A 24,539-nucleotide genomic window follows, 5' to 3' on the forward strand; every position below is an offset into this window, starting at 1 on the left:
TCGTCTTTACCCAACCTAAATTTGTGTCATAGTGCAGAACAAGCAAAATTTTCAGGAGTGCGTCAAAGCAATGAAACGTCCGGACTACAGAACACTACAAGCACTGGATGCGGTTATTCGTGAACGAGGATTTGAGCGCGCGGCGCAAAAGCTGTGCATCACGCAATCCGCGGTTTCACAGCGCATAAAACAGCTTGAGAATATGTTCGGACAACCGCTGCTGGTGCGTACCGTACCACCACGCCCAACCGAACAGGGGCAAAAACTACTGGCGCTTTTGCGTCAGGTTGAACTGCTGGAAGACGAGTGGCTGGGTGATGAACAAACCGGTTCGACGCCGCTGCTGCTCTCACTGGCGGTGAACGCCGACAGTCTGGCGACCTGGTTGCTTCCGGCGCTGGCTCCGGTACTGGCAAATTCGCCGATTCGGCTTAACTTGCAGGTTGAGGATGAAACCCGAACTCAGGAACGTCTGCGTCGTGGTGAAGTGGTCGGTGCGGTGAGTATTCAACATCAGGCGCTGCCAAGCTGTCTGGTGGATAAACTCGGCGCGCTGGACTACCTGTTTGTTGGCTCTAAACCTTTCGCCGAGCGTTATTTCCCTAACGGCGTCACCCGCTCTGCCCTGCTGAAAGCTCCAGCGGTAGCGTTTGACCATCTTGATGATATGCACCAGGCGTTCCTGCAACAAAACTTCGACCTGCCGCCGGGCAGCGTGCCGTGCCATATCGTTAACTCGTCTGAAGCCTTTGTTCAATTGGCGCGTCAGGGAACGACCTGCTGCATGATCCCCCACTTGCAGATTGAGAAAGAACTGGAAAGCGGCGAGCTTATCGACTTAACGCCGGGCCTGTTCCAGCGCCGGATGCTGTACTGGCACCGTTTTGCGCCGGAAAGCCGCATGATGCGCAACGTCACCGATGCGCTGCTGACCTATGGTCACAACGTACTGCGTCAGGATTAAACCGCTCATAACCTCTGAGTGCCGGATGGTGGCGTAACGCCCTATCCGGCCGACAAGTCTTTTACCCTCTTTTCATGCTATTCCCGCCACGTCTTTGAAATAAATCACAAAATCAAACACGCCACGCGGCAAAAAACGACGCCCTGTTGGCTATTTTTTGCTGGCGACAAGCCAAATGAAAAAGCTCACCGTATTCGCAAAGATTCAACTTATTGCGTAATACGGAGCAAAAAATGGCAAACGTGCAGGAGTGGCAAACACTCGCCAATAAAGAACTCAGTCGACGGGAAAAAACCGTCGAGTCGCTGGAAAGACAGACGGCGGAAGGGATTGCCATCAAGCCGCTGTACACCGAAGAAGACCTCGATAATCTGGAAGTCACGGGCACCCTTCCCGGTCTGCCGCCTTACGTGCGTGGCCCGCGCGCCACCATGTATACCGCGCAGCCGTGGACCATTCGTCAATACGCTGGTTTCTCTACCGCCAAAGAGTCCAACGCCTTTTACCGCCGCAACCTCGCCGCCGGGCAAAAAGGGCTTTCCGTCGCCTTTGACCTTGCCACCCATCGTGGATATGACTCTGACAACCCGCGCGTGGCGGGTGACGTCGGCAAAGCGGGCGTGGCGATCGATACCGTCGAAGATATGAAGATACTGTTCGACCAGATCCCGCTGGATAAGATGTCGGTATCGATGACCATGAACGGCGCGGTTCTACCGGTGCTGGCGTTTTATATCGTCGCTGCAGAAGAACAAGGCGTAACGCCGGAACAACTCACCGGAACCATTCAGAACGATATCCTGAAAGAGTACCTGTGCCGCAACACCTACATTTATCCACCAAAACCGTCCATGCGCATTATCGCCGACATCATCGCCTGGTGCTCCGGCAACATGCCGCGCTTTAACACCATCAGCATCAGCGGCTATCACATGGGTGAAGCCGGAGCGAACTGCGTGCAGCAGGTAGCGTTTACGCTGGCAGACGGTATTGAATACATCAAAGCCGCACTCTCCGCCGGACTAAAAATTGATGACTTCGCCCCGCGCCTGTCGTTCTTCTTCGGTATCGGCATGGATCTGTTTATGAACGTCGCCATGCTGCGCGCAGCGCGCTATTTGTGGAGTGAAGCGGTCAGTAGCTTTGGTGCGACCAACCCGAAATCTCTCGCTCTGCGTACCCACTGCCAGACGTCCGGCTGGAGCCTGACCGAGCAGGACCCGTACAACAACGTGGTGCGTACTACCATTGAAGCACTCGGCGCTACGCTTGGCGGTACCCAGTCGCTGCATACCAACGCCTTTGATGAAGCGCTCGGTCTGCCCACCGATTTCTCCGCCCGTATTGCGCGTAATACGCAAATCATCATTCAGGAAGAATCAGAGATCTGCCGCACCGTCGATCCGCTGGCCGGGTCGTATTACGTCGAGTCACTCACCGATCAAATCGTGAAGCAGGCACGCACGATCATCAAACAGATTGATGAGGCAGGCGGCATGGCGAAAGCGATCGAAGCCGGGCTCCCTAAACGGATGATCGAAGAAGCTTCCGCGCGTGAACAGTCGCTGATCGACCAGGGTAAGCGCGTTATCGTCGGCGTCAATAAGTACAAGCTGGATAAAGAAGACGAGACGTCGGTACTGGAGATCGACAACGTGAAGGTGCGCAACGAGCAGATTGTCTCGCTGAAACATATCCGCACCACCCGCACCAACGATGCCGTCAAGACCGCGCTATCCGCGCTGACCCACGCCGCGCAACATAATGAAAACCTGCTGGCTGCTGCCGTCAACGCCGCCCGCGTTCGCGCCACGCTGGGTGAAATCTCCGACGCGCTGGAAGTCGCTTTTGATCGGTATCTGGTTCCCAGCCAGTGCGTCACCGGAGTGATTGCGCAAAGCTATCATCAGTCTGATAAATCCGCCGATGAGTTCGATACCATCGTTGCGCAAACCGAACAGTTCCTCGCGGAAAATGGCCGCCGCCCGCGTATTCTGATCGCCAAGATGGGTCAGGACGGCCACGATCGCGGCGCGAAGGTGATCGCCAGCGCCTACTCCGATCTCGGCTTTGATGTCGATCTCAGCCCGATGTTCTCCACACCGGAAGAGATCGCCCGCCTGGCGGTAGAAAACGATGTGCATGTGATTGGTGCCTCATCGCTGGCCGCCGGCCATAAAACGCTGATCCCGGAACTGGTTACCGCACTCAAAAAATGGGGGCGTGAAGATATCTGCGTGGTAGCAGGAGGTGTTATTCCGCCGCAGGATTACGCTTTCCTGCACGAACATGGCGTGGCAGCCATTTATGGCCCCGGCACACCAATGCTCGACAGCGTCCGCGATGTGTTAACCCGTATCAGTCAGCATCATGATTAACGCCGCCACGCTTGAAGATACCGTCCGTCGTTTGCGACTCGGTGAACGGGCTACGCTCGCCCAGGCGATGACGCTGGTCGAAAGCAACCACCCGCGCCACCAGCCGCTGAGTACGCAATTGCTGGACGCGATTATGCCGTTCACCGGTAACGCCCTGCGCTTAGGGATCACCGGTACGCCGGGCGCGGGCAAAAGCACTTTCCTGGAAGCATTCGGCATGTTGCTTATCCGCCACGGATTACGGGTAGCGGTGATCGCCGTCGATCCCAGCAGCCCGGTCAGCGGCGGCAGCATTCTTGGCGATAAAACCCGCATGACGGAGCTGGCCCGCGCCGAATCTGCGTTTATTCGACCGGTCCCTTCCAGCGGTCATTTAGGCGGTGCCAGTCAGCGCGCCCGGGAATTAATGCTGCTGTGCGAAGCGGCTGGCTTTGACGTGGTGATTGTAGAAACCGTCGGCGTAGGGCAGTCAGAAACCGAAGTCGCAGGCATGGTGGATTGCTTTATCTCACTGCAAATCGCTGGCGGTGGCGACGATTTACAGGGCATCAAAAAAGGCCTGATGGAAATGGCGGATCTGGTCGTCATCAATAAGGACGACGGTGATAACCATACCAGCGTGGCCATCGCCCGCCATATGTACGAATCCGCCCTGCATATTCTGCGTCGTAAATATGACGAGTGGCAGCCGCGGGTATTAACCTGTAGCGCCCTGGATAAACGCGGCATTGAGGAGGTCTGGCAAGCAATAACCGATTTTAAAACGTGCCTGACCGCCAGCGGTAAACTGGGAAAAGTTCGCCAGCAGCAGGCGGTGGACTGGTTACACCAGCAGGCTGAAGAAGAAGCCCTGCATCTGTTGTTTGCCCGCACTGATTTCGACCGCTATTTCCAGCAGACGCTACAGGCCGTCAAAAACAATGATCTTTCGCCACGCACCGGTCTGCGGCACATCAGCGAATTTATTCAGCATCATTACTTTCAATAAAGAGAACATTATGTCTTATCAATACGTCAACGTGGTCATCATCCAGAAAGTCGCGGTTATTGAGTTCAATTACGCCCGCAAGCTCAATGCCCTGAGTAAAGTGTTTATTGACGATCTGATGCAGGCGCTGAGCGATCTCAATCGTGCGGACATTCGCTGCATCATTCTGCGCGCCCCGAGCGGGGCCAAAGTGTTTTCTGCCGGGCATGATATTCATGAACTCCCGACCGGACGTCGCGATCCGCTCTCCTATGACGATCCGCTGCGTCAGATAACCCGTATGATCCAAAAATATCCGAAACCGGTGATCTCCATGGTCGAAGGCAGCGTCTGGGGCGGCGCGTTTGAAATGATCATGAGTTCCGATCTCATCATCGCCGCTGAAACGTCCACCTTCTCAATGACCCCAGTCAACCTTGGCGTACCGTATAACCTGGTGGGCATCCACAACCTGACCCGCGACGCTGGTTTTCACATCGTTAAAGAGCTGATTTTTACCGCTTCACCCATCACCGCTCAACGCGCCATGGCGGTCGGGATCCTTAACCATGTCGTGCCCGTCGAGGAACTGGAAGATTTCACTCTGCAAATGGCGCACCACATCTCGGAAAAAGCACCGCTGGCCATCGCCGTCATCAAAGAAGAACTTCGCGTGCTGGGTGAAGCGCACACCATGAATTCCGATGAGTTCGAGCGTATTCAGGGCATGCGCCGCGCGGTGTACGACAGCGAGGATTATCAGGAAGGGATGAACGCGTTTATGGAAAAACGTAAACCTAATTTTGTTGGCCATTAATCACGTCCGAGGAAGGAGACGGCCATGAAACGGATGAGCGCCGAACAGGCGGCAGAAATTATCCAGCACGATGATATGGTGGCGTTTAGCGGCTTTACCCCTGCGGGTTCACCCAAAGCGTTACCCAGCGCAATTGCCCAACGCGCCTGCGAACAGCATCAGAACGGGCAGCCTTTTCAGATCCGCCTGCTGACCGGAGCATCAATTGGTGCCGCCGCTGATGATGTTCTATCCGCGGCGGATGCCGTTTCCTGGCGTGCGCCTTATCAAACGTCATCGGGCCTGCGCGAGAAAATTAATCAGGGCCAGGTGAGGTTTGTCGATCTCCATTTGAGTGAAGTGGCGCAAATGGTTAATTACGGTTTTTTTGGCGAAATCGATGTTGCCGTCATTGAAGCCTCCGCTATCGCGCCAGATGGCCGGATTTGGCTTTCCAGCGGTATTGGCAATGCACCCACCTGGCTGCTGCGGGCGAAAAAGGTGATAATCGAGCTAAATCATTACCATAATCCGCGTGTGGCGGAGTTTGCCGACATCGTGATACCCGGTGCGCCACCACGGCGTAACAGCGTACCTATTTTTCATACCATGGATCGCGTAGGCAATCAGTGCGTGCAGATAGACCCCAAAAAGGTGGTTGCGGTGGTGGATACCGAGCTGCCCGATGCCGGAAATGCGGCGGATAAAACCAATCCGGTCAGCCAGCAAATTGCCGATAACGTAGTCACTTTCCTGCTGGCAGAAATGGCGCACAAACGCATTCCAGCGGAATTTCTACCCTTACAAAGCGGCGTGGGCAATATCAACAACGCGGTGATGGCGCGGCTGGGGGAAAACCCGGATATCCCGCCCTTTATGATGTATTCGGAGGTGTTGCAGGAGTCGGTGGTGCATCTACTGGAAACGGGCAAGATAACAGGTGCCAGCGCCTCCAGCCTGACCATTTCAGCCCCGTCGCTACAGAAGATTTACGACAACATGGACTTCTTCGCCAGCCGGATTGTGCTGCGCCCGCAGGAGATCTCCAATAACCCGGAAATCATCCGTCGGCTGGGGGTTATTGCGCTCAACGTCGGCCTGGAGTTTGATATCTACGGCCATGCCAATTCCACGCACGTTGCGGGGGTGAACCTGATGAATGGCATCGGCGGCAGCGGGGATTTCGAGCGCAATGCCTACCTGTCTATCTTTATGGCGCCGTCGATTGCCAAAGGCGGGAAAATCTCCACCATCGTACCGATGTGCAGCCATGTCGACCACAGCGAACATAGCGTTAAAGTGATCGTGACCGAACAAGGGATTGCCGATCTGCGTGGGCTATCTCCGATGCAGCGGGCGCACACGATTATCGATAACTGTGCACACCCTCTTTACCGGGATTATCTGCACCGCTATCTGGAGAAAGCGCCCGGCGGGCATATCCATCACGATCTCAGCCATGCGTTCGATCTGCATCGCAACCTTCTCGAGACTGGATCGATGCTCGGTTAACTTGCGCTACCGTCACGATCTTCAGCAATATGCTGGAGCATGGTGGCGGTATAGCGATGATTTTTCAGCGAATAGAGAAACTCCTGCATATACATGGGGCTGCCGGGTGCATCGAAATACTTTAACGTCGACGGGTTCACCAGCCGCCAGGCGAAGTGAGGGATTACCGTCAAAAACTGCCCGCGCTCTACCGCGCTAATCTTGGCCATAAAGCTATACGGACGGTAGATAATCATCGGGTTGATCCCGCAGGGTCGCATGTATGCATCCAGCATCGCCTCAAAGTTGGCGCGATTCTGGAAGCGCATTTGCAGCCAGGGCAGCTCGCGCAGCAGATCCTGCGGCTGTTTTTCTTCGTAGCGCCGGGAAACGAGAAACCCCAGACGCAGCGGAGGCAGCTCGCTAATCGCCAGATTCTCCAGTTCCTGGACGCGGGGGGAAACGTGCTGCGGCGAGATAATAAAATCCAGTTTGCGATCGAACAGGTTATCAATCACCCCATTCTCGCTGAATTCAACGGCCTGAGCCGTCACGCCGTCATACTTGTCACCAAGGCTAATCAACTGGTCAAAAATAATCGTTGGGTAGGTATTGTCGATCCCGATGACGATTTCCCGCGAGCGGCGAGAGGCGTTATGGATTTCGTTATCAATGGCAGAAAGGCGCTGATAAACGGGAAACAGCTTCTGATACAGTTCCTGTCCGGCTTTATTCAGGCTGATGTTGTTATCTTTGCGGGTAAACAGCGTATAGCCGATTTGATCCTCCAGTGCGGCAATGCTTTTACCGAAAGGCGATGCGGTCATATGTATTTTTTCTGCCGCTCTGGCGATGTTATTGGTTTGCGCCAGCAGAATGAAATTACGCATCTTTTTCGAGATAAAAATATCCATAGCGTCCCCTTAAAAATCGCTATGGCCTATCCTCATTACGGCGAAAAAAAAGACTGGATGTGGGGTCTCATTTTTACAGTTGCTCACAGAAAAAACCCGGCTGGAAAGCCGGGTCTGCAATGATTACTGGGTTTTGGCTGGCGTTGCTGCTGGTTGCCCCGCCGTCGGCTCAATCTGGAAGACCACATCAACCTGATCGTCAAACTGAATAACCGGCTGTTCGTAGGTTTCCTGAGCGGATGTCGCAGGCGCTGCATCTGCTTTCATCATCCGTACCATCGGGCTCGGTTGATAATTGGAAACATGGTAACGCACGCTGTAAACGGGCCCCAATTTGCTGTTAAAGCCCGCAGCTAACTGCTCAGCCTGATGAATAGCATCATCAATTGCTGCTTTACGCGCTTTATCTTTGTAAGTATCCGGCTGGGCAACGCCAAGCGATACCGAACGGATCTCATTCAGACCGGACTTCAGTGCACCATCAAGCAGCGCGTTGAGTTTGTCCAACTGACGCAGCGTGACCTCAACGGTACGTACCGCACGATAGCCTTTAAGGACGCTTTTACCATTCTGGTAGTCGTAGTCCGGCTGGGTGCGCAGGTTTGCCGCGCTAATATCTTTCTTCGCTATCTGGTTCTGTTCAAGGAAGGACAGATATTGTGCCACGCGCTCATCAGCCTGCTTCTTTGCTGAAGCCGCATCCTTTGCAGCTACGTTCACTTCAATCGCCAGAGTAGCGATGTCTGGTGTCGCATCCACGCTTGCCGTTCCGGAAGTCACGATGTGCGGTCCATTTGGCAACTCATTTGCCTGTACCGATAGTGCGCTGAATCCGACTAATGCCGCCAGGGCCATTATTTTGAACTTCACGGTCGTTCCTCCATGTTTCATTAATTACCCCGAAACTCAGGGCACATGCAGGCAAGCTTAGCCGATCTCGCTGCGTTGTCCATCAGACAACACTTAGTTGAACAACGCATGAACGTGCGCAACACCTTCTTTTGCCAACTGAAAAGCGATAAACCACATCACCAATCCTACCAGGGTATTGATGATCCGCTGTGCTTTAGCAGTGCGCAAACGCGGAGCGAGCCAGGCCGCCAGCAATGCCAGACCGAAGAACCACAGGAACGAAGCGCTGACAGTACCCAGCGCAAACCAGCGCTTAGGCTCAACGTCCAGTTGGCCTCCCAGACTCCCCAGCACCACAAAGGTATCCAGATAAACATGGGGGTTGAGCCATGTCACCGCCAGCATAGTAGCGATAATTTTCCAGCGGCCCTGCTTCATCACCTCGGCGCTGGCCAGTTCCAGGTTACTGCTCATCGCCGTTTTTAACGCCCCGAAACCGTACCAGAGTAAAAATGCCACCCCACCCCAAGTGACAAGCGCCATCAGCCATGGTGACTGCATCAGCAAGGCGCTACCACCAAAGATCCCCGCGCAAATCAGCACTAAGTCGCTGATAGCGCAGAGTAAAGCAATCATGATGTGATACTGGCGACGGATCCCCTGATTCATCACGAAGGCGTTTTGCGGACCGAGCGGAAGTATCATAGCCGCACCAAGTGCAAGCCCTTGAAAATAATACGATAACACGTTAATCATCCCGAACTGTTTCTCTTAGGAGCAGACTATAGCGCGGGGAAAACATTAGCGGAAATGGATAATTTTAATCAGGGATAAGAAGAATTAATACCACGGGGGGAGGGGGAAATGCCGGATGACGGCTGACGCCTTATCCGGCCTATAAAACCTGTGGGCCCGGTAAGCGATAGCGCCACCGGGCACGCGATTACTCTGCCGCGCTCTCTTTCACACGCTTGAAGTTCACATCCATCTGCGGGTACGGGAAGCTGATACCGTTGGCGTCAAACTCGCGTTTAATACGCTCCAGTACGTCCCAGTAAACGCTTTGCAGATCGCTACTGTTGCTCCAGACGCGTACCACAAAATTAATCGAGGAAGCGCCCAGCTCATTCAGGCGCACCGTCATTTCACGATCTTTAAGGATACGCTCGTCAGACTGAATGATATCGGTGAGGATTTTTTTCACCTGATCGATATCGGAGTCGTAAGCCACGCCGATGATAAATTCGTTACGACGAACCGGCTCACGAGAGAAGTTAATGATGTTCCCGGCAATGATTTTACCGTTTGGGATCACCACAATCTTACCGTCTACGGTACGCATAGTCGTGGAGAAAATCTGCACGTTGAGTACGGTTCCCGCTACGCCTCCGAGGTCTACATACTCACCTGCGCGGAACGGACGGAACATCACCAGCAGCACGCCAGCAGCGAGGTTGGACAGCGAACCTTGCAGCGCCAGACCAACGGCTAAACCTGCGGCACCGAGAACGGCAATCACAGAAGCGGTTTGTACCCCAACGCGACCCAGAGCGGCAATCAGCGTGAACGCGATAATACCGTAACGCACCAGTGCAGAGAGGAAGTCAGCAACGGTTGCATCAATTTTACGTGCCACCATCAGGCGGTTAACGGTGTTTGATACGATGCGCGCCACAATCATACCGATAATGACAATGGCGATGGCCGCAACGATGTTGACGGCATAGCTTAACAGCAGCTCCTGATTGCGGACCAGCCAGGTGCCCGCACCATTTATGCTGTCGACAACATTCAAATCTTCCATTCAATATTCCTTTTTTGCTTACCCAAATGGGAAAAATAAAGCCGTCCCAACGGGACTGGCAATCTGACAAGGGTAAACAATAAACCTGGATTTTGCCAAACAGATCACAGAATTCTCTGCCAGCAGCATATTGAAATGGCAATAAAAAAGGCCCGCATTTGCGGGCCTCATGTCATGTAGAACGGCGTAAATTACAGAACGTCAACCGCGTTCAGTTCTTTGAAAGCCTGTTCCAGACGGGTGATCATGGTTGCCTGACCAGCACGCAGCCATACGCGCGGATCGTAGTATTTCTTGTTCGGCTGATCTTCGCCTTTCGGGTTGCCCAGCTGGCCCTGCAGGTAAGCTTCGTTCGCTTTGTAGTAGTTCAGAACGCCTTCCCAGGTAGCCCATTGGGTATCGGTGTCGATGTTCATTTTCACTACGCCGTAGCTTACGGAGTCTTTGATTTCCTGAGCAGTAGAACCGGAACCGCCGTGGAAGACGAAGTTCAGGCTGTTGTGCGGCAGGTTATGTTTCTTAGAAACATAGTCCTGAGAGTCGCGCAGGATGGTCGGGGTCAGAACAACGTTACCCGGCTTGTAAACGCCGTGAACGTTACCGAAGGAAGCTGCGATGGTGAAACGCGGGCTGATTTTGCTCAGCTCGGTGTATGCGTAATCAACGTCTTCCGGCTGGGTGTACAGTGCAGAAGCGTCCATGTGGCTGTTGTCCACGCCGTCTTCTTCGCCACCGGTGCAACCCAGTTCGATTTCCAGGGTCATGCCCATTTTGGACATGCGCGCCAGGTATTTGGAGCAGATTTCGATGTTCTCTTCCAGAGACTCTTCAGACAGGTCGATCATGTGAGAAGAGAACAGCGGTTTGCCGGTTGCTGCGAAGTGTTTTTCACCCGCGTCCAGCAGACCGTCGATCCACGGCAGCAGTTTCTTCGCGCAGTGGTCAGTGTGCAGGATAACCGGAACACCGTAGTGTTCAGCCATCTGGTGAACGTGATGCGCGCCAGAGATAGCACCCAGGATTGCAGCGCCCTGAGGAACGTCAGACTTCACGCCTTTACCCGCGATGAAAGAAGCACCACCGTTGGAGAACTGTACGATTACCGGCGCTTTAACTTTTGCAGCGGTTTCCAGAACGGCGTTGATGGAGTCGGTACCCACGCAGTTAACAGCTGGCAGAGCAAAGTTGTTTTCTTTTGCTACCTGGAAAACTTTCTGTACGTCATCACCAGTGATTACGCCTGGTTTTACGAAATCAAAAATTTTAGACATATTACGAATCCTGTATCTTCGGCCTTGGAAAGGGCGCGCGCTCTAAAGCGCGCTAATAATTGGGCAGGTTTCCCTGCCCATTAAATGCTTACTTTTTAGCGCGCTCTTCGAGCATCGCTACTGCTGGCAATACTTTACCTTCCACGAATTCGAGGAAAGCGCCGCCGCCAGTGGAGATGTAGGAGATTTTGTCAGCAATGCCGAACAGGTCGATTGCTGCCAGGGTGTCACCGCCGCCTGCGATAGAGAACGCTTCGCTGTCTGCGATAGCGTTAGCAACGATTTCAGTACCTTTGCGGAAGTTCGGGAACTCGAACACGCCAACCGGGCCGTTCCACAGAATGGTTTTCGCATTCTTCAGGATGTCAGCCAGCTGCTGTGCAGAAGCGTCGCCGATGTCCAGGATCTGCTCGTCTTCTTTCACATCGCTAACGGACTTCAGAGTAGCCGGTGCAGTTTCAGAGAATTCAGTCGCTACGCGAACGTCGGTCGGGACCGGGATGTCACAAGTGGTCAGCAGACGCTTAGCTTCGTCAACCAGGTCAGCTTCGTACAGGGATTTACCCACGTTGTGGCCTTGAGCGGCAACGAAGGTGTTCGCGATACCACCGCCAACGATCAGCTGGTCAGCGATTTTTGACAGAGAATCCAGAACGGTCAGTTTGGTGGAAACTTTAGAACCGCCAACGATAGCAACCATCGGACGAGCAGGTTCTTTCAGTGCTTTACCCAGCGCATCCAGCTCAGCAGCCAGCAGCGGACCTGCGCAAGCTACATCAGCGAATTTACCGATACCGTGAGTAGAAGCCTGTGCACGGTGAGCTGTACCGAAAGCGTCCATTACGAATACGTCGCACAGCGCAGCATATTTTTTGGACAGTGCTTCGTCGTCTTTCTTCTCGCCTTTGTTGAAGCGAACGTTTTCCAGAACCACCAGTTCACCGGCAGCGACTTCAACGCCGTCCAGGTAATCTTTTACCAGGCGAACCGGAGCAGACAGTTTGTCTTTCAGGTAGTTAACAACCGGCAGCAGAGAGAATTCTTCGTTGTACTCGCCTTCGGTAGGACGACCCAGGTGGGAAGTTACCATCACTTTCGCACCCTGTTTCAGGGCCAGTTCGATGGTCGGCAGAGAAGCACGGATACGCGCATCGCTGGTTACTTTCCCTTCTTTAACTGGTACGTTCAGGTCCGCACGGATAAAAACGCGTTTACCAGCCAGATCCAGATCGGTCATCTTAATTACAGACATGGTGAATCCTCTCGTTGATTCATAAAGTTTTGTCGACGCTCAAGCGTCGAGCCTGAAACCAATAGCAGCCATCGCTAACGTAGTGTCGAGCATACGGTTAGCAAAGCCCCATTCATTATCACACCAGACCAGCGTTTTGATCAGGTGAGCGCCACTCACACGCGTTTGCGTACCATCTACGATGGCACTGTGCGGGTCGTGGTTAAAATCTACAGAGACCAACGGTAATTCCGTATAGTCAACTATACCATGAAATGCACCTTGTGCTGCTTTTTGCAGCAACTGGTTGACTTCACTGGCTTTTACTGGTTTTTTCACCGTCACGCTTAAGTCGATCGCCGTCACATTTATGGTCGGTACACGCACCGCTATCGCTTCAAAACGATCGTTAAACTGCGGGAAAATTCGCGTGATGCCCGCCGCCAGTTTGGTATCAACCGGAATAATCGACTGGCTGGCCGCTCGCGTGCGACGCAGGTCAGGATGATAAGCATCAATAACCTGCTGATCGTGCATCGCAGAGTGGATCGTGGTGACGGTACCAGACTCAATGCCGTAAGCATCATCCAGCAATTTAATGACGGGTATTATGCAATTCGTGGTGCAGGAAGCGTTGGAAACGATCCGGTGCTCAGCGCGCAGCTGATCCTGATTAACGCCATACACAACGGTTGCGTCGATGTCGTGACTACCAGGATGTGAAAAGAGCACTTTTGTTGCACCAGCGGCAATATGCGCCTCGCCGTGTTCGCGATTGCCGAAGACCCCCGTACAATCCAGCACGATGTCGACACCCAGTTCGCGCCATGGAAGTGCATCGAGTGTTCGCTCATGCAGAATGCGGATAGCGTCATCGCCAACCATGAGCTGGTCACGTTCCTGACGAACATCCCAGGCAAAACGTCCATGGCTGGTGTCATATTTCAACAAATGCGCCATGCCTGCAGCATCCGCAAGTTCGTTGATTGCCACCACGGTGATTTCCGCCCGACGCCCGGATTCATACAAAGCACGAACCACGTTGCGTCCGATGCGACCGAAACCATTAATCGCTACGCGTACGGTCATAGGTCTCCTGCAAGGATTTCTCAGAAACGATGTGGCAGACAGAGTAATGCAGCAAATCGCTCAGGGAAACCTTACCTGTCGCAAACTGCGACTAATTGGTTAATTGTCGAACATTTAATCGACTGAAACGCTTCAGCTAGAATAAGCGAAACGCGGAATAAAAGGAATGATTGTCCAGCAACAGAACACAGTTATCTGACTTGCGTCACATTTTAACGCCCTTCAACGCTAAATTTATTCCATATTCCAGAATGACGAATAACCGTAGCAAAATTATTTCGTTGTCGTGTTACACACCCTGATTTAAATCAGAAAGCCCCCTAACCTACATCTAATCACCAGCGCGAGGTCCGAGTCCCGGAGCCCTTCAACGATGCCGCAGACGGTCTGGATAGCAGACTGCGCCGTGCGATTGCGCAACGCGCGGCGCGTTCCGGAAAAGCAAAAAAAAACGGGCCGCCTGAGCGACCCGTTTTCACCTGTAATCGAAATTACAGCAGTTCTTTTGCTTTCGCGACAACGTTGTCTACGGTGAAGCCGAACTCTTCAAACAGCAACTCTGCCGGAGCAGACTCACCAAAGGTGGTCATACCGACGATTGCGCCGTTCAGGCCCACGTATTTGAACCAGTAGTCAGCGATACCTGCTTCCACTGCAACGCGAGCGGAAACCGCTTTCGGCAGCACAGACTCACGGTAAGCGGCATCCTGTTTGTCGAACGCGTCGGTAGACGGCATGGAAACCACGCGAGCCTTCACGCCTTCGGCAGTCAGTTTGTCCCACGCAGCCACAGCCAGCTCAACTTCAGAACCGGTAGCGATGAAGATCAGTTCCGGCTGACCGTCACAGTCTTTCAGCACGTAACCACCGCGAGCGATGTTTGCCAGCTGCTCTTCGGTACGCTCCTGCTGTGCCAGGTTCTGGCGGGAAAGGATCAGCGCGGTCGGGCCGTCCTGACGCTCAACACCGTATTTCCACGCAACGGCGGATTCAACCTGGTCACACGGACGCCATGTGCTCATGTTCGGGGTCACACGCAGAGAAGCAACCTGCTCTACCGGCTGGTGAGTCGGGCCGTCTTCGCCCAGACCGATGGAGTCGTGGGTGTAGACCATGACCTGACGCTGTTTCATCAGCGCAGCCATACGCACCGCGTTACGGGCATATTCCACAAACATCAGGAAGGTGGAGGTGTACGGCAGGAAACCACCGTGCAGCGAGATACCGTTGGCAATCGCGGTCATACCAAATTCACGCACACCGTAATGGATGTAGTTACCGGCAGTATCTTCGTTAATCGCTTTCGAACCAGACCACAGCGTCAGGTTAGACGGTGCCAGGTCAGCGGAGCCGCCGAGGAATTCAGGCAGCAGAGGACCGAAGGCTTCAATCGCGTTCTGAGAAGCTTTACGGCTGGCGATTTTCGCCGGATTAGCCTGCAGCTTAGCAATGAACTCGTTCGCTTTTGCGTCGAAGTCAGACGGCATTTCACCTTTCATACGACGGGTAAATTCAGCCGCTTCCTGCGGGTAGGCTTTCGCATAAGCAGCGAACTTCTCGTTCCATGCAGCTTCTTTTGCCTGACCGGCTTCTTTCGCATCCCACTGCGCGTAGATTTCAGACGGGATTTCGAACGGTGCGTATTTCCAGCCCAGCTGTTCACGGGTCAGTGCGATTTCTGCATCGCCCAGCGGTGCACCGTGAGAGTCGTGAGTACCCGCTTTGTTCGGAGAACCGAAACCGATGATGGTTTTGCACATCAGCAGGGACGGTTTGTCGGTCACTGCGCGAGCTTCTTCTACTGCACGTTTAATGGCGTCAGCATCGTGGCCATCAACGCCACGAACCACATGCCAGCCGTAAGCTTCAAAACGCTTCGCGGTGTCATCGGTGAACCAGCCTTCAACGTGGCCATCGATAGAGATGCCGTTGTCATCGTAGAACGCAACCAGTTTACCCAGCTTCAGCGTACCAGCCAGGGAACATACCTCGTGAGAGATACCTTCCATCATGCAGCCGTCGCCCATGAAAGCATAGGTGAAGTGGTCAACGATGTCGTGACCTGGACGGTTAAACTGCGCCGCCAGCGTTTTTTCAGCGATAGCCATACCCACTGCATTCGCAATGCCCTGACCCAGAGGACCTGTAGTGGTTTCAACACCCGCGGTGTAACCCACTTCCGGGTGACCCGGAGTTTTGGAGTGCAGCTGACGGAAGTTCTGCAGCTCGGACATCGGCAGATCGTAGCCGGTGAGGTGCAGCAGGCTATAAATCAGCATGGAGCCGTGGCCGTTGGACAGCACGAAGCGGTCACGGTCAGCCCAGGACGGGTTAGTCGGGTTGTGGTTCAGGAAATCACGCCACAGGACTTCGGCAATGTCAGCCATACCCATCGGGGCACCCGGGTGACCGGATTTGGCTTTCTGTACTGCGTCCATGCTCAGCGCACGAATAGCATTGGCAAGCTCTTTACGTGAGGACATTTTGACTCCAGATCGGATAATGAAGGCTGAGCCCTTAACGACTTGACGACAGCGCGTTTTGGGCTACGCCGGAAAAAAGTGCCAACAATGTAACCCAAGCCGCGTGTCATGTACATGGAGCATCCTTTTGCCGCTTCAGAAATCTCTGGATCATGCGCGCAAGTTGCGCAATCTTCTCGCCCGCGTATTGTTCTTTTCTTTATACTTAGGCCGAGCGTCGGTTCACCTGCAAACGACGTAATTTTTAGAATAATCCTGACTTTGTGCGGAAGAGAAAAAATGAAAATTCGCGCTTTACTGCTTGCTACGAGCATGGCTGCGGCATTGACCGGCTGCCAGAACATGGACTCCAACGGACTGCTTTCTTCTGGCGCGGAGGCTTTTCAGGCCTACAGTCTGAGCGATGCTCAGGTAAAAGCGCTGAGCGATCAGGCCTGTAAAGATATGGACAGCAAGGCTACTATCGCTCCGGCCAGCAGCGAGTACGCAACGCGTCTTGGCAAAATCGCCGCCGCGCTTGGCGATAACATAAACGGCCAGCCGGTGAACTACAAAGTCTATATGGCGAAAGATGTGAATGCCTTTGCCATGGCAAACGGCTGTATCCGCGTGTACAGCGGCCTGATGGATATGATGACCGACAACGAAGTCGAAGCGGTAATCGGCCATGAAATGGGCCACGTCGCGCTGGGTCACGTGAAAAAAGGTATGCAGGTTGCGCTGGGTACTAACGCCGTACGTGCAGCGGCGGCATCCGCTGGCGGCATTGTCGGCAGCCTGTCGCAGTCGCAATTGGGCGATCTTGGCGAGAAACTGGTGAACTCGCAGTTCTCCCAGCGTCAGGAATCCGAGGCGGATGATTACTCGTATGATTTGTTGCGCAAACGCGGGATCAATCCGGCAGGTTTAGCCACCAGCTTTGAGAAACTGGCCAAACTGGAAGCTGGACGTCAAAGCTCAATGTTTGACGATCACCCGGCATCCGCAGAACGTGCGCAACATATTCGCGATCGCATGAGCGCAGACGGGATCAAATAACCGTTAATCGTGCCGGATGCGGCGTGAACGCCTTATCCGGCCTACAAACATCAACCAGCTGTAGGCCGGATAAGCGTTAGCGCCATCCGGCAAAACAACTTATTCTCCTTTTTTCGCTGCCTGGATGTACAGCATTTCCAGAGCCAGCGTAGCCGCTGCCAGCGCGGTGATCTCTGACTGATCGTAAGCCGGAGCCACTTCAACAACGTCCATCCCGACGATGTTCAGATCTTTCAGACCACGTACCAGCTTGATCGCGCGATCGGAAGTCAGACCGCCAATCACTGGCGTACCGGTACCCGGCGCAAACGCTGGATCCAGACAGTCGATATCAAAGGTCAGATACACCGGCATATCACCGACAATCTGCTTAACCTGGGCGATGATGTCATCTACGCTGCGATCGTTCACCTGGCAGGCATCCAGCACGGTAAAGCCGTTGTCTTTGTCGAATTCGGTACGAATACCAATCTGCACAGAGTGATTCGGATCGATCAGCCCTTCGTTCGGCGCCGTGTAGAACATAGTGCCGTGGTCGAATTCGCAGCCGTTCGCGTAGGTATCTGTGTGGGCATCAAAGTGCACCAGCGCCATTTTACCAAAATGCTTAGCGTGCGCGCGCAACAGCGGCAGCGTGACGAAGTGGTCGCCGCCGAAGGAGAGCATGCGCTTACCGGCAGAAAGCAGCTTCTCAGCATGCGCCTGCAGTTTTTCACTCATTTCACGCGCATCACCGAAGGCATAAACCAGATCGCCGCAGTCCACCACGTTCAGGCGCTCGCGCATATCGAAATTCCACGGGAAGCGGTTGTGTTCCCACGCCAGGTTAGTGGAAACCTGACGGATTGCCGCCGGACCATGACGCCCGCCCGCGCGGCCAGACGTTGCCATATCAAACGGTACGCCGGTGATCACCCAATCGGCGTCGCTTTCGTATGGCATGAAGTTCATCGGCAGACGTAAAAAACCAAAGGCGTTAGAAACCAGGGAGTTGTCGTATTGATGACCTAAGGTGCTCATGTACTGACCTCTTTAAAAATCGATGAAAAAAAATCCCCTCCGCGTCGTTAAGCCCGACGAGGAAGGGATTGATTTGGTAGCTGCATATTTACGGCAAATTATCGCCGTTATTTTGTACGGATTCAAGTAAGTGCCACAAATGCGGCTTCGCCTTATCCGGCCTACTTTCGTAGGCCCGGTAAGCGTAGCGCCAGCAGGCATTTATCGTTACTCATCTTCCAGGTAAGTATAACCGTACAGACCGGCCTCAAACTCTTCGAGGAACTGTTGCTGCAGCTCGGTATCCAGATCGGTGTTTTTCACCTGGTCACGGAACTGCGTCAGCAGGGTGTTCGGATCCAGCTGCACGTACTGCAACATATCCGCCACGGTATCCCCTTCATCAGACAGCTCAACTTCCACACTGCCGTCAGGGAAGACGAACACGTCAACCGCTTCGGTATCACCAAACAGGTTGTGCATGTTGCCGAGGATCTCCTGGTACGCCCCCACCATAAAGAAGCCCAGCATCGGCGGGTTCTCCGGGTCGTATTCCGGCATCGGCATAGTGGTCGCAATGCCATCACCGTCAACATAGTGGTCGATAGCGCCATCAGAGTCACAGGTGATATCCAACAGCACCGCACGGCGCTCAGGTACCTGGTTCAGTCCTTCCAGCGGCATCACCGGGAACAGCTGATCGATCCCCCACGCATCCGGCATCGACTGGAACAGCGAGAAGTTGACGTAAATCTTATCCGCCATACGCTCCTGCAGCTCGTCGATAATCGGGCGATGCGCGCGGTTGCTCGGGTCGAGTTGTTTCTGCACTTCATGGCACATGTTCAGATAAAGCTGCTCAGCCCACGCGCGCTCTTGCAGGCTAAAGGTACCTGAAGAGTAACCAACGTGAATATCGTGCAGATCCATCTGGCTGTCGTGCAGCCATTCACGCAGCGAACGGCGAGTTCCCGGTTCATGCATTTCTTGCCAGGTTTCCCACATGCTTTGCAGAGCACGCGGCGCATCGTCAGCCGGAGGCGTTGCTTCTGTGTGTTCGCTACGCTCAACGCCGATAATGTTAGATACCAGCACGGTATGGTGCGCGGTAACCGCGCGGCCAGACTCGGTGATTACCGTCGGATGAGGCAGACCGTGTTCTTCACAGGCGTCGCCAATAGCCCAGATGATGTTGTTGGCATATTCGTTCAGGCCGTAGTTTACAGAACAGTCAGACTGCGAACGGGTACCTTCGTAATCCACGCCCAGACCACCGCCCACGTCGAAGCACTGGATATTGACGCCAAGCTTGTGCAGCTCAACGTAGAAACGCGCCGATTCACGTACGCCGGTGGCGATATCACGAATGTTCGCCATCTGCGAGCCAAGGTGGAAGTGCAGCAACTGAATGCTGTCCAGACGACCGCGCTCGCGCAGAATTTCGACCAGTTGCAGCACCTGGTTTGCCGCCAGGCCGAATTTCGATTTTTCCCCGCCGGAGGACTGCCACTTGCCAGAGCCCTGCGACGCCAGACGCGCACGCACGCCCAGACGCGGAACGACATTCAGGCGTTCAGCTTCATCCAGCACGATAGCGATTTCAGACATCTTCTCGATGACCAGATAGACCTTATGGCCCATCTTCTCGCCAATCAGCGCCAGACGGATATATTCGCGGTCTTTATAACCGTTACACACGATCACGCTACGGGTCATTCCGGCATGGGCCAGAACGGCCATCAGTTCAGCTTTGGAACCCGCTTCCAGCCCCAGCGGTTCGCCAGAGTGGATCAGCGATTCAATCACGCGACGGTGCTGGTTGACCTTGATCGGGTAAACGAGGAAATAGTCACCGTTGTAACCGTAAGATTCACGGGCACGTTTAAACGCGGCGTTAATCGAACGCAGACGGTGTTGCAGGATCTGCGGGAAGCAGAACAATGCAGGCAAACGCTGGCCCTGCGCTTCACGGGCTTTCACCAACTCAGCAAGGTCAACGCGCGCTTCGGGTACGTCCGGATCCGGGCACACGCTGATGTGACCCAGTTCATTGACGTCGTAGTAGTTATTACCCCACCAGGCAATATTGTAAGTACGCAGCATCTTGCTGGCTTCCTGGGAACTCATTGCAACCTCCTGCATGGAGCGTAGTACACCGTGTTCGCCTGCTGACGAAGGCGAACCCAAAGAAATGTCGTCAGACATAGCGAACCTCAAATTTTATTAACAAGTGTAAAACAGTTGACTACTATCGCAATCCGAAGACGCGATAACAACCCAAATACAGGCAGAATTTGCAGCAGATAGTGCTGACGCTCCGACTGTGCGACCGGTTTCTTTTTCATATCAATGTAAACACGTAACCGAACTTAATGCTGACGGTTCGGCGAAACCACGAGAAAACTCTTGTTTACCAAGAGCGCCCTTGTTCAGTTCTTAGTGACCGTTACCGGCTCTTCAGTCCTGAGATACGCCGAGATGGGTATACACTTCATCCTTCATGCAGCCTCTTTGTTGGCTACGCTCATTCGCCCCAGTCACGTACTACTCGTACGTTCAGGGGACTCATTCACTTGCCGCCTCGACGCAGCATAAATGATTTTGTGTATATAACATCGACAGGTATGCAAAGCAGAGATGCAGATTGCGGGGGACATATGTACACCAGAACGGTGCGACAGATTCTGCAGAATACAACGGTTCATTATCTCGTATCACCTCCACGGTTGCTCCTTACGGAACGAACCCACAAGCCAAAGCTAAAGTTTTAACCCGGCTGGAAGTGGCAACACGATGAAAACGTCGTGTGCTTTTGTCTATCCTAAATAATTCGAGTTGTGGGAAGGCGGCAACGCAGAGAGTCCCCGGGAGCTTACATGAGTAAGTGACTGGGACGGGGCGAGTATTGCCAACGCACATGCAACTTGAAGTATGACGGATATGAGCCGCGCGCCGCGTTTTATACCGATAAGAAAGTCAAAAAGCAAAAGATAAATATGCACATTGCCAGCACCGTCAGGAAAAATTTCCAGTTACATTTTCAGTACAATGCGACCTCAATCAAAAAAAGCTGGAAATCAGGCGAAGAACTGTCCTAAAATAGCCGTCCAGATGTTAATCCATCTATACCGATTAACACTCAGACTGCCAGTGTCCGTCATCTGCAGACTCATGGTAGAATCTTCTACACATGGCTATTCCACTCGACAGTTTGAGCTAACCAAATTCTCCTTAGGTGAAATTAAATATGGCAAAACACCTTTTTACGTCCGAGTCCGTATCAGAAGGGCATCCTGACAAAATCGCTGACCAAATCTCTGATGCTGTGCTGGATGCAATCCTGGAACAGGATCCAAAAGCACGCGTTGCCTGCGAAACCTACGTCAAAACCGGTATGGTTTTAGTTGGCGGTGAGATCACCACCAGCGCATGGGTTGATATCGAAGAGATCACCCGTAACACGGTTCGCGAAATTGGCTATGTGCATTCCGACATGGGCTTTGACGCCAACTCTTGCGCGGTACTGAGCGCGATTGGTAAACAGTCTCCGGACATCAACCAGGGTGTTGACCGTGCCGATCCGCTGGAACAGGGCGCAGGCGACCAGGGCCTGATGTTTGGTTATGCAACCAACGAAACCGACGTGCTGATGCCAGCACCTATTACCTATGCTCACCGTCTGGTGCAGCGTCAGGCTGAAGTGCGTAAAAACGGCACCTTATCCTGGCTGCGTCCGGATGCAAAAAGCCAGGTAACCTTCCAGTATGACGACGGCAAAATCGTCGGTATTGATGCGGTTGTTCTGTCTACTCAGCACTCTGAAGATATCGACCAGAAATCGCTGCAAGAAGCCGTTATGGAAGAGATCATCAAGCCGGTACTGCCGACTGAATGGCTGACCGCTTCGACCAAATTCTTCATCAACCCAACTGGTCGTTTCGTTATCGGCGGCCCGATGGGCGACTGCGGTCTGACCGGTCGTAAAATCATCGTTGATACCTACGGCGGCATGGCGCGTCACGGCGGCGGTGCATTCTCTGGTAAAGATCCGTCTAAAGTTGACCGTTCCGCAGCCTATGCAGCCCGTTACGTAGCGAAAAACATCGTTGCCGCAGGCCTGGCTGACCGTTGTGAGATTCAGGTTTCCTACGCAATCGGCGTGGCAGAACCGACATCTATCATGGTGGAAACGTTCGGTACTGAAAAAGTGCCTTCAGAGCAGCTGACCCTTCTGGTGCGTGAGTTCTTCGACTTGCGCCCGTATGGCCTGATTCAGATGCTGGATCTGCTGCACCCGATTTACAAAGAAACCGCTGCTTACGGTCACTTTGGTCGCGAACATTTCCCATGGGAAAAAACCGACAAAGCACAGTTGCTGCGCGACGCTGCCGGTCTGAAGTAATTTAAACCAGACTTAACGCTTATGAAGACCAGCCTCGCGCTGGTCTTTTTTTATACCTATTTCCTCTCCCACATCCATCACCAAACCGCGCTGATTACTATTGCTTTAAATGAAAATGAAAGCGATTACATCACACCATATTTCCCTCTACCTTGAATTAACATCTCTTAGCCAGCACACTTGCATCACTGTTACATTATCTTTCATCATTGTCTTAAATTCAGACGACAAACATTATTTAATCCCAATAAATAATGTTAACTTTCAATGAATTAACTAATAACCCGCATGAATGATAGTGTAAGCGATTACACTAATGTGATGTGATTCGCATTTTTTTACCCCGTACTCACCTACCCTTAACATCAACAAAACTAGCTACCCAACCGGAGGGCATCATGCCTGACAATAAAAAAACGGGGCGTTCCAACAAAGCCATGACATTTTTTGTCTGCTTTCTGGCAGCCCTGGCTGGATTACTTTTTGGCCTGGATATCGGTGTTATTGCCGGTGCTTTACCGTTCATCACCGACGAGTTTCAAATTACCCCGCACACTCAGGAATGGGTGGTGAGTTCCATGATGTTTGGTGCGGCGGTAGGTGCTGTCGGCAGCGGTTGGCTCTCCTTCAAACTGGGACGCAAAAAAAGCCTGATGATCGGTGCGATCTTGTTTGTTGCGGGTTCACTGTTCTCCGCCGCTGCGCCAAACGTTGAAGTCCTGCTGGTTTCCCGCGTGCTGCTCGGCCTGGCTGTAGGTGTTGCGTCTTATACCGCGCCGCTGTACCTGTCTGAAATTGCCCCGGAAAAGATTCGTGGCAGCATGATCTCCATGTATCAGCTGATGATCACCATCGGTATTTTGGGCGCGTATCTTTCCGATACAGCGTTTAGCTACAGCGGCGCATGGCGCTGGATGCTGGGTGTAATCATCATCCCTGCCCTGCTGCTGCTGGTTGGCGTTATCTTCCTGCCGGACAGCCCACGTTGGTTTGCAGCTAAACGTCGTTTTGTTGATGCTGAACGCGTCCTGTTGCGTCTGCGTGACACCAGCGCAGAAGCCAAACGCGAGCTGGATGAAATCCGTGAAAGTCTGCAGGTGAAGCAGAGCGGCTGGGCGCTGTTTAAAGAAAACAGCAACTTCCGTCGCGCGGTATTCCTTGGCGTTCTGTTACAGGTGATGCAGCAGTTCACCGGGATGAACGTCATCATGTATTACGCACCGAAAATCTTTGAGCTGGCGGGCTACACCAACACCACTGAGCAGATGTGGGGGACTGTTATCGTCGGTCTGACCAACGTACTGGCAACCTTTATCGCCATTGGCCTGGTTGACCGTTGGGGCCGCAAACCTACTCTGATCCTTGGCTTTATCGTGATGGCTGTTGGTATGGGCGTTCTGGGGACAATGATGCACGTGGGTATTCACTCGGCATCCGCACAATACTTCGCAGTACTGATGCTGCTGATGTTTATCGTTGGCTTTGCCATGAGCGCTGGTCCGCTGATTTGGGTACTGTGCTCTGAAATCCAGCCGCTGAAAGGCCGCGATTTCGGCATCACCTGCTCTACTGCAACCAACTGGATTGCCAACATGATCGTCGGCGCAACCTTCCTGACGATGCTGAACTCGCTGGGCAGCGCCAACACCTTCTGGGTCTACGGCGGCCTGAACGTACTGTTCATCTTCCTGACTCTGTGGCTGATCCCTGAAACTAAAAACGTCTCTCTGGAACACATTGAGCGTAACCTGATGAAAGGTCGTAAACTGCGCGAAATTGGCGCACACGACTAATCACCAAAGGCTTCCTCCCTCAGTGGGAGGAAGCCTTCCTCTTGCAGTCCCTTCCCTGTCGCACTAT

At 53.3% G+C, this 24,539-nt stretch carries 19 protein-coding genes and 1 pseudogene; 8 read left to right on the forward strand and 12 right to left on the reverse strand.

What is annotated here, in order from left to right; translation table 11 throughout:
• Positions 1 to 70 precede the first annotated feature (70 nt).
• The 5 genes from argP to scpC all read left to right on the forward strand — a co-directional run bounded on the left by argP (position 71) and on the right by scpC (position 6,617).
• Positions 71 to 964: a DNA-binding transcriptional regulator ArgP gene (gene argP / locus OGX94_RS11295; RefSeq protein ID WP_257662079.1), complete on the forward strand. Its 894-nt coding sequence runs from the start codon at positions 71 to 73 to the stop codon at positions 962 to 964.
• Positions 965 to 1,197: 233 nt separating this feature from the next.
• Positions 1,198 to 3,342: a methylmalonyl-CoA mutase gene (gene scpA, locus OGX94_RS11300; protein ID WP_257662080.1), complete on the forward strand. Its 2,145-nt coding sequence runs from the start codon at positions 1,198 to 1,200 to the stop codon at positions 3,340 to 3,342.
• On the forward strand, positions 3,335 to 4,330 hold the full coding sequence (meaB, locus tag OGX94_RS11305; protein WP_286569255.1) for a methylmalonyl Co-A mutase-associated GTPase MeaB: 996 nt from the start codon (positions 3,335 to 3,337) through the stop codon (positions 4,328 to 4,330). The genes scpA and meaB overlap by 8 nt, the downstream gene beginning before the upstream one ends.
• 10 nt (positions 4,331 to 4,340) lie before the next feature.
• Positions 4,341 to 5,126, forward strand: a complete 786-nt coding sequence (gene scpB / locus OGX94_RS11310) for a methylmalonyl-CoA decarboxylase (protein ID WP_003825473.1) — start codon at positions 4,341 to 4,343, stop codon at positions 5,124 to 5,126.
• Between the two features lie 24 nt (positions 5,127 to 5,150).
• Positions 5,151 to 6,617: a succinyl-CoA:acetate CoA-transferase ScpC gene (scpC, locus tag OGX94_RS11315; protein ID WP_257662081.1), complete on the forward strand. Its 1,467-nt coding sequence runs from the start codon at positions 5,151 to 5,153 to the stop codon at positions 6,615 to 6,617.
• Here scpC and srsR read toward each other — a convergent pair.
• The 8 genes from srsR to tkt form a co-directional block, all read right to left on the reverse strand.
• Entirely contained in the window at positions 6,614 to 7,510 is an 897-nt protein-coding gene (gene srsR / locus OGX94_RS11320; protein ID WP_164562489.1) for a LysR family transcriptional regulator SrsR, read from the reverse strand. The two genes, scpC and srsR, sit on opposite strands and share 4 nt — an antisense overlap.
• Before the next feature lie 123 nt (positions 7,511 to 7,633).
• The gene (locus tag OGX94_RS11325) at positions 7,634 to 8,380 is read right to left on the reverse strand and encodes an oxidative stress defense protein (protein ID WP_257662082.1); all 747 of its coding nucleotides are present in this window, start codon (positions 8,378 to 8,380) and stop codon (positions 7,634 to 7,636) included.
• A 93-nt stretch (positions 8,381 to 8,473) separates the two neighbouring features.
• Positions 8,474 to 9,109 carry an arginine exporter ArgO gene (argO, locus tag OGX94_RS11330; RefSeq protein ID WP_003027005.1) on the reverse strand — a complete coding sequence of 212 codons (636 nt, stop codon included), beginning with the start codon at positions 9,107 to 9,109 and terminating at the stop codon, positions 8,474 to 8,476.
• A 196-nt stretch (positions 9,110 to 9,305) separates the two neighbouring features.
• A complete protein-coding gene (locus OGX94_RS11335; RefSeq protein ID WP_003825461.1) occupies positions 9,306 to 10,166 on the reverse strand; it encodes a small-conductance mechanosensitive channel MscS in 861 nt (286 codons plus the stop codon).
• Positions 10,167 to 10,357: 191 nt separating this feature from the next.
• The gene (gene fbaA, locus OGX94_RS11340; RefSeq protein ID WP_003027029.1) at positions 10,358 to 11,437 is read right to left on the reverse strand and encodes a class II fructose-bisphosphate aldolase; all 1,080 of its coding nucleotides are present in this window, start codon (positions 11,435 to 11,437) and stop codon (positions 10,358 to 10,360) included.
• A gap of 88 nt (positions 11,438 to 11,525) precedes the next feature.
• Positions 11,526 to 12,689: a phosphoglycerate kinase gene (gene pgk, locus OGX94_RS11345; protein ID WP_003027032.1), complete on the reverse strand. Its 1,164-nt coding sequence runs from the start codon at positions 12,687 to 12,689 to the stop codon at positions 11,526 to 11,528.
• A gap of 39 nt (positions 12,690 to 12,728) precedes the next feature.
• Positions 12,729 to 13,757 (reverse strand): erythrose-4-phosphate dehydrogenase, encoded by a 1,029-nt coding sequence (gene epd, locus OGX94_RS11350; protein ID WP_257662083.1) that lies wholly within the window; start codon positions 13,755 to 13,757, stop codon positions 12,729 to 12,731.
• 491 nt (positions 13,758 to 14,248) lie between these two features.
• The gene (tkt, locus tag OGX94_RS11355) at positions 14,249 to 16,240 is read right to left on the reverse strand and encodes a transketolase (RefSeq protein WP_003825453.1); all 1,992 of its coding nucleotides are present in this window, start codon (positions 16,238 to 16,240) and stop codon (positions 14,249 to 14,251) included.
• Between the two features lie 279 nt (positions 16,241 to 16,519).
• Between tkt and loiP the strand changes: the two genes are divergently transcribed.
• A complete protein-coding gene (gene loiP, locus OGX94_RS11360; RefSeq protein WP_003825452.1) occupies positions 16,520 to 17,278 on the forward strand; it encodes a metalloprotease LoiP in 759 nt (252 codons plus the stop codon).
• Positions 17,279 to 17,377: 99 nt separating this feature from the next.
• On the opposite strand, the gene speB is transcribed toward loiP, so the two are convergent.
• From speB to yqgG, 4 genes and pseudogenes are all read right to left on the reverse strand, one after another.
• Positions 17,378 to 18,298: an agmatinase gene (gene speB / locus OGX94_RS11365; RefSeq protein ID WP_003825449.1), complete on the reverse strand. Its 921-nt coding sequence runs from the start codon at positions 18,296 to 18,298 to the stop codon at positions 17,378 to 17,380.
• A gap of 207 nt (positions 18,299 to 18,505) precedes the next feature.
• Positions 18,506 to 20,482 carry a biosynthetic arginine decarboxylase gene (speA, locus tag OGX94_RS11370; protein ID WP_071692619.1) on the reverse strand — a complete coding sequence of 659 codons (1,977 nt, stop codon included), beginning with the start codon at positions 20,480 to 20,482 and terminating at the stop codon, positions 18,506 to 18,508.
• Positions 20,483 to 20,490: 8 nt separating this feature from the next.
• A complete protein-coding gene (gene yqgB, locus OGX94_RS11375; protein WP_003027062.1) occupies positions 20,491 to 20,622 on the reverse strand; it encodes an acid stress response protein YqgB in 132 nt (43 codons plus the stop codon).
• Positions 20,623 to 20,880: 258 nt separating this feature from the next.
• Positions 20,881 to 20,982 (reverse strand): annotated as a pseudogene (gene yqgG, locus OGX94_RS11380) (small protein YqgG); the annotation flags it as partial.
• Positions 20,983 to 21,524: 542 nt separating this feature from the next.
• Here yqgG and metK point away from each other — a divergent pair.
• Both metK and galP read left to right on the forward strand, forming a co-directional pair.
• Positions 21,525 to 22,679 carry a methionine adenosyltransferase gene (gene metK / locus OGX94_RS11385; RefSeq protein ID WP_020996311.1) on the forward strand — a complete coding sequence of 385 codons (1,155 nt, stop codon included), beginning with the start codon at positions 21,525 to 21,527 and terminating at the stop codon, positions 22,677 to 22,679.
• A 398-nt stretch (positions 22,680 to 23,077) separates the two neighbouring features.
• The gene (gene galP, locus OGX94_RS11390) at positions 23,078 to 24,472 is read left to right on the forward strand and encodes a galactose/proton symporter (RefSeq protein WP_008785766.1); all 1,395 of its coding nucleotides are present in this window, start codon (positions 23,078 to 23,080) and stop codon (positions 24,470 to 24,472) included.
• The last annotated feature ends 67 nt before the right edge of the window (positions 24,473 to 24,539 follow it).

It is taken from the genome of Citrobacter sp. Cpo037, assembly GCF_030332945.1.
Taxonomy (GTDB): domain Bacteria; phylum Pseudomonadota; class Gammaproteobacteria; order Enterobacterales; family Enterobacteriaceae; genus Citrobacter; species Citrobacter portucalensis.

Excerpts from the sequence above, each read along its gene's own strand:
- yqgB (WP_003027062.1), bottom strand. The coding sequence starts at position 20,622 with ATGAAAAAGAAACCGGTCGCACAGTCGGAGCGTCAGCACTATCTGCTG.
- epd (WP_257662083.1), bottom strand. The coding sequence starts at position 13,757 with ATGACCGTACGCGTAGCGATTAATGGTTTCGGTCGCATCGGACGCAAC.
- scpA (WP_257662080.1), top strand. The coding sequence starts at position 1,198 with ATGGCAAACGTGCAGGAGTGGCAAACACTCGCCAATAAAGAACTCAGT.
- srsR (WP_164562489.1), bottom strand. The coding sequence starts at position 7,510 with ATGGATATTTTTATCTCGAAAAAGATGCGTAATTTCATTCTGCTGGCG.
- loiP (WP_003825452.1), top strand. The coding sequence starts at position 16,520 with ATGAAAATTCGCGCTTTACTGCTTGCTACGAGCATGGCTGCGGCATTG.
- OGX94_RS11335 (WP_003825461.1), bottom strand. The coding sequence starts at position 10,166 with ATGGAAGATTTGAATGTTGTCGACAGCATAAATGGTGCGGGCACCTGG.
- scpC (WP_257662081.1), top strand. The coding sequence starts at position 5,151 with ATGAAACGGATGAGCGCCGAACAGGCGGCAGAAATTATCCAGCACGAT.
- tkt (WP_003825453.1), bottom strand. The coding sequence starts at position 16,240 with ATGTCCTCACGTAAAGAGCTTGCCAATGCTATTCGTGCGCTGAGCATG.
- meaB (WP_286569255.1), top strand. The coding sequence starts at position 3,335 with ATGATTAACGCCGCCACGCTTGAAGATACCGTCCGTCGTTTGCGACTC.
- pgk (WP_003027032.1), bottom strand. The coding sequence starts at position 12,689 with ATGTCTGTAATTAAGATGACCGATCTGGATCTGGCTGGTAAACGCGTT.
- speA (WP_071692619.1), bottom strand. The coding sequence starts at position 20,482 with ATGTCTGACGACATTTCTTTGGGTTCGCCTTCGTCAGCAGGCGAACAC.
- galP (WP_008785766.1), top strand. The coding sequence starts at position 23,078 with ATGCCTGACAATAAAAAAACGGGGCGTTCCAACAAAGCCATGACATTT.
- metK (WP_020996311.1), top strand. The coding sequence starts at position 21,525 with ATGGCAAAACACCTTTTTACGTCCGAGTCCGTATCAGAAGGGCATCCT.
- scpB (WP_003825473.1), top strand. The coding sequence starts at position 4,341 with ATGTCTTATCAATACGTCAACGTGGTCATCATCCAGAAAGTCGCGGTT.
- argP (WP_257662079.1), top strand. The coding sequence starts at position 71 with ATGAAACGTCCGGACTACAGAACACTACAAGCACTGGATGCGGTTATT.
- fbaA (WP_003027029.1), bottom strand. The coding sequence starts at position 11,437 with ATGTCTAAAATTTTTGATTTCGTAAAACCAGGCGTAATCACTGGTGAT.
- speB (WP_003825449.1), bottom strand. The coding sequence starts at position 18,298 with ATGAGCACCTTAGGTCATCAATACGACAACTCCCTGGTTTCTAACGCC.